General features: G+C 61.7%; 5 protein-coding genes. 3 read left to right on the top strand and 2 right to left on the bottom strand.

Annotation, left to right across the window (positions count from 1 at the left end):
- Positions 1-887: hypothetical protein (locus tag WCE35_RS09725; RefSeq protein ID WP_424593129.1), on the top strand; the 887-nt coding region annotated here is incomplete at its 5' end.
- A gap of 27 nt (positions 888-914) precedes the next feature.
- Here the strand turns inward: WCE35_RS09725 and WCE35_RS09720 are convergent.
- Positions 915-1,478 (bottom strand): nitroreductase family protein, encoded by a 564-nt coding sequence (locus WCE35_RS09720; protein WP_424593128.1) that lies wholly within the window; start codon positions 1,476-1,478, stop codon positions 915-917.
- Positions 1,479-1,824: 346 nt separating this feature from the next.
- Between WCE35_RS09720 and WCE35_RS09715 the strand changes: the two genes are divergently transcribed.
- Both WCE35_RS09715 and WCE35_RS09710 read left to right on the top strand, forming a co-directional pair.
- Positions 1,825-2,169, top strand: coding sequence for a hypothetical protein (locus WCE35_RS09715; protein ID WP_424593127.1), 345 nt, complete (start codon positions 1,825-1,827; stop codon positions 2,167-2,169).
- Positions 2,170-2,419: 250 nt separating this feature from the next.
- The gene (locus WCE35_RS09710) at positions 2,420-2,791 is read left to right on the top strand and encodes a helix-turn-helix domain-containing protein (protein ID WP_424593126.1); all 372 of its coding nucleotides are present in this window, start codon (positions 2,420-2,422) and stop codon (positions 2,789-2,791) included.
- Here WCE35_RS09710 and thrS read toward each other — a convergent pair.
- Positions 2,788-4,778: threonine--tRNA ligase (gene thrS, locus WCE35_RS09705; protein ID WP_424593125.1), on the bottom strand; the 1,991-nt coding region annotated here is incomplete at its 5' end. The genes WCE35_RS09710 and thrS overlap by 4 nt on opposite strands.

Here is a 4,778-nt window from a genome sequence, read left to right as displayed (position 1 = left end):
ATTTGGCGCCGCCGTCGGGGCCGGCGGCGGTCCCCACGCTGCTCGCGCCATTGACCCAGCCGACCATCGTGCCGCCCTCGGTCGCGACCGTCCCGCCGGCTGCGCCGTCCCCGGGCGCCTCCACCGCCGGACAAGCGGTACTGTCGCTGACGGCGCGCTATGGCAAGGATCTGCCTGTCATCAACAACGGTCTGGTGTGGCGGGTGTTCGCGGACAAGCCGGATGACACCGGCACGTTCAAGCTGATCCGCGAGGATCGCGGCGCGACGCCCAACATCGTGCTGCCGCCGGGCAATTATGTCGTCCATGTCGCCCTCGGCCTGGTCAGCGCGGTGCGGACCGTGAGCCTGAAGCCGGAGACCGATCGGGAGTCCTTCGTGCTGCCCGCCGGCGGCCTGCGCATCGAAGGCCGCGTCGGCACCAGCAAGATTCCGCAGAACCAGATTTCCTTTGCGATCTACAAGGGCAGCCAGTTCGAGGGATCCGATCGCACCGCGCTGGTGCCCAACGTCGCGGCGGGCGATGTGGCGCTGCTGCCGGAGGGGACCTACTACATCATCTCCAACTACGGCGATGCCAATTCCGTGGTGCGCTCCGATATCCGGGTTCAGGCCGGCAAGCTGACCGACGTGATCGTCACCCATCGCGCCGCCGTGATCACGCTGAAACTCGTCGGCGACAAGGGCGGCGAGGCGCTGGCGAACACCGCCTGGTCGGTGATCACGCCCGGCGGCGACGTGATCAAGGAATCGATCGGCGCGTTTCCTCGCGTCGTGCTCTCGGAGGGCGAGTATCGCGCGATCGCCAAGAACGAAGGCAAGGTGTTCGAGCGACCCTTTAACGTTGTCAACGGTGTCGACGGCGAGGTCGAGGTCGTTGCGCGCTAGCCGAACTCCGCAAGGTGAGGCCTGTCCCTAAAACCGCGTCACGATATCCGACAGCGCCGGGCGCGGCCGGTCCTCGCACGGCCTGATCGGCGTGCCGATGTGGATCAGGCCGGCGAGCCTTTCGTCGGGCTTCAAGCCGAGGCCATCGAGCACGTCGCGATCGAACGCGAACCAGCCGGTCAGCCAGCATGCGCCGTAGCCGAGCGCGCTCGCCGCGGTGACGATGTTCATGGCGCTGGCGCCGGCGGATAGTTCCTGCTCCCACGCCGGCACCTTGGGATGCGGCTTCATGAAGCTGACCACGCCGATCACCAGTGGCGCCTCGGTGAGGCGGCGCTTCTCGACATCGATTTCCGCGGCGGCGGCGCCCGGATTTTTCCGCGCGAACACTTTTGCGATGACGTCGCCGGCGCGGGCGCGCGCCTCACCCTCGAACACGATGAAGCGCCATGGCGCGAGCTTGCCGTGATCGGGCACCCGCGCGCCGATGGTCAAAATGGTGTCGAGCTCGGCGGGCGAGGGGCCGGGACCGCCCATCTCGCGCGGCTTGATCGAGCGGCGGGTTTTCAAGAGTTCGATGGCGTCGGGCACGTGGGATCTTTCATCTGGAACGATTGGAAAATATCTAACACGCAGACAGGCAGGCGATCCAGCATCGAACGGCGGCGCCGCATCGTATTCGAACAATCGTTGCGCCCACCTCAAAATATGGAAAACAACCCCATGCAAAGGAGCAGTTCCCGGCATGATGCCTTCGGCGATGGGCGTTAAAATAGTTTGACATGTCGGGCAAATCAGCGGCATTCCTCCATCATTCCGCGACCCGCAAGACGGCCATGCCCTGCTCGACAGGGATGGCGCGTCCTGGATCGGCGTTGGTTCATACCTCATCACGTGATGCGCGAAGTCGTTTCCGGCGACAGGCGACGCACAGCTAATGCACCATTACCGTACAAATGTCTTCCCGCCATATACAGAAGAGGAGGTCGCCAAAATTAGGTTGGGGTTTTTCGTAGGGCTGAAATTTTTTCAGGATAACGGGCTCTTAAAAAGGGTACTGGTCCGCAATCCGGAAGACGTCGAAGCAATGGAAAATCCAAAAGCGAAAGATTTTACAGATCATGGTCTTTTCCTGTATCGCACCTCACATCAGAAATATCTTGCAGCAATTGATGATATCAGGAAGGATCCGTGGGCTAGCTGCAAGCGCATTCTCGAGCGAGATCTCGGAAAGATGCGCGACGATGAACGATCTGATAATCAAAAATCAGGCACGCAATAGCTTGTTAGACTTATCAACTAACCCGTAGAGTATGAAGTCAAACATCATCGCATCATCGTTCGTAGTTCTTCTTACCGGAATCATCATCGTCTGTACGACACTCCGAGCGTCGATCTTGAAGTGAACAACTATGCGCAGCAGACCGATGGCTCGTCGTCTGGATATCCTCATCGCGTCGTCTACGTCAGGTTCATCGGCAGCCATCGGCAATACGATGCCATCGATGCACAGAATATTTGAGGTTTCGGTGATGGATATCGCACCAATCAAGTCCCAGCGCGACTATCGCCGCGTTCTCAGGGAGATCGAGGGATTGATGAATGCCCGGCGCAATTCGCCGGAGGGCGACCGGCTCGACGTGCTGGTTACGCTGGTGGAGGCATGGGAGCGGAAGCATTACCCGCTCGATCTGCCTGACCCGGTGGAAGCAATCAGATATCATATGGAGCAGAGCGGATTGCAGCCTCGCGATCTGATCCCTTACATCGGCAGCCGGAATCGTGTGCACGAAGTGCTGAACCGCCGGCGAGAGCTCACGCTCAACATGATCAGGCGATTGCACGAGGGACTGGGCATTCCGGCCGAGTCGCTGATCAGGATCGGGCAACACAAAGTTGCTTAAAGCGCAGCCCGCGCCCGCCTGACATCCGGCGGCGTGGCTTCCTCGACCAGCGCGGCGATCGCCTCGGCGGTCGGCATCACCTTCTGCCCCTCGCTGCCGAGCCGGCGGATGGACACCGAATGCGTTTCGGCTTCCTTCTTGCCGACGACCAGCAGCGCCGGGATTTTCGCCAGCGAATGCTCGCGGACCTTGTAGTTGATCTTCTCGTTGCGCAGGTCGATCTCGGCGCGCAGGCCGGCTCGCCGCGCGGCAGCGGCGACCACTTTGGCGTATTCGTCGCCTTCCGAGGTGATGGTGGTGACGACGGCCTGCACCGGCGCCAGCCACAGCGGGAAATTGCCGGCATAGTGTTCGATCAGGATGCCGATGAAGCGCTCCATCGATCCGCAGATCGCCCGATGCACCATGACCGGCGCTTTCTTCGATCCGTCGGCGTCGATGTAGAACGCGCCGAACCGTTCCGGCAGGTTGAAGTCGACCTGGGTGGTGCCGCACTGCCAGTCGCGGCCGATGGCGTCCCGCAGCACATATTCGAATTTCGGCCCGTAGAACGCGCCTTCGCCGGGATTGATCGCGGTCTTGATGTTGTTGCCCTGCGCCTCGATCTGCGACAGCACGGTCGCCATCACCCGCTCGGCATGATCCCACATCTCGTCGGTGCCGACGCGCTTGTCCGGCCGGGTCGATAGTTTCACCGTGAGTTCGCCTTCGAAGCCGAAATCGGCATAGGTCGACAGGATCAGGTCGTTGATCTTGAGGCACTCGTCGGCGAGTTGTTGCTCGGTGCAGAACACATGGGCGTCGTCCTGGGTGAAGCCGCGCACCCGCATCAGCCCGTGCATGGCGCCGGACGGCTCGTAGCGATGCACCACGCCGAATTCTGCAAGGCGCAACGGCAGGTCGCGATAGCTCTTCAGGCCGTGCTTGAAGATCTGCACATGACCCGGACAGTTCATCGGCTTCAGCGCGAACCAGCGCTTGTCCTCGGCCTCATCGCCGGCCGACTGCGCCGCGAACATGTTCTCGCGGTACCAGTCCCAATGACCGGAAGTTTCCCACAGCGCCTTGTCGAGGATCTGCGGCGCGTTGACCTCGCTGTAATCGCCGGAAAGCCTCCGGCGCATATAGGCGATCAGCGCCTGGAAGATGGTCCAGCCCTTCGGGTGCCAGAACACCACGCCGGGACCTTCCTCCTGGAAGTGAAACAGGCCAAGTTCGCGGCCGAGCTTGCGGTGGTCGCGCTTCTCGGCTTCCTCGATCTGCTTCAAATAGGCGTCGAGGTCTTCCTGCTTCGCGAACGCGGTGCCGTAGATCCGCGTCAGCATCGGGTTGTTCGAGTCGCCGCGCCAATAGGCGCCTGCCACCTTCATCAGCTTGAAGGCGTTGCCGACCTTGCCGGTCGAGGTCATATGCGGGCCGCGGCAGAGGTCGAACCAGTCGCCCTGGAAATAGATCTTGATCGGCTCGTCGCCGGGAATGGTGTCGACCAGCTCGACCTTGAAATTCTCGCCCTTGTCGCGAAACACCTGTTTGGTCTTGTCGCGATCCCACACTTCCCTGGTGAACGGTTTGTCGCGCGCGATGATCTCGCGCATCTTCTTCTCGATCGCAGAAAAATCCTCCGGCGTGAACGGCTCGTTGCGGAAGAAGTCATAATAGAATCCGTTCTCGATCACCGGGCCGATCGTGACCTGCGTGCCCGGCCACAGCGACTGCACGGCCTCGGCAAGCACATGCGCGGCATCGTGGCGGATCAGTTGCAGCGCACGGGGGTCGTCGCGGTTGATGAATTCGATTTTCGCATCGCCGGCGATCGGGTCGTTGAGATCGGCGACCACCCCGTCCAGCGCCATCGCGACCGTGCGCTTGGCCAGCGAGGGCGAGATGCCCCTGGCGATGTCGAGGCCGGTGATCTCCCTGGGAAATTCGCGTTTCGCGCCGTCGGGAAAGGTGAGGGCGATTTTTTGCGCGGGTTCGACCGGCTTGA

This window comes from Bradyrhizobium sp., assembly GCF_049691595.1.
Taxonomy (GTDB): domain Bacteria; phylum Pseudomonadota; class Alphaproteobacteria; order Rhizobiales; family Xanthobacteraceae; genus Bradyrhizobium.
The sequence above is the reverse complement of the archived record's forward strand: the minus strand, read 5'-3'. Positions and strand labels throughout refer to the sequence as shown.

Excerpts from the sequence above, each read along its gene's own strand:
- WCE35_RS09715 (WP_424593127.1), top strand. The coding sequence starts at position 1,825 with ATGCACCATTACCGTACAAATGTCTTCCCGCCATATACAGAAGAGGAG.
- WCE35_RS09710 (WP_424593126.1), top strand. The coding sequence starts at position 2,420 with ATGGATATCGCACCAATCAAGTCCCAGCGCGACTATCGCCGCGTTCTC.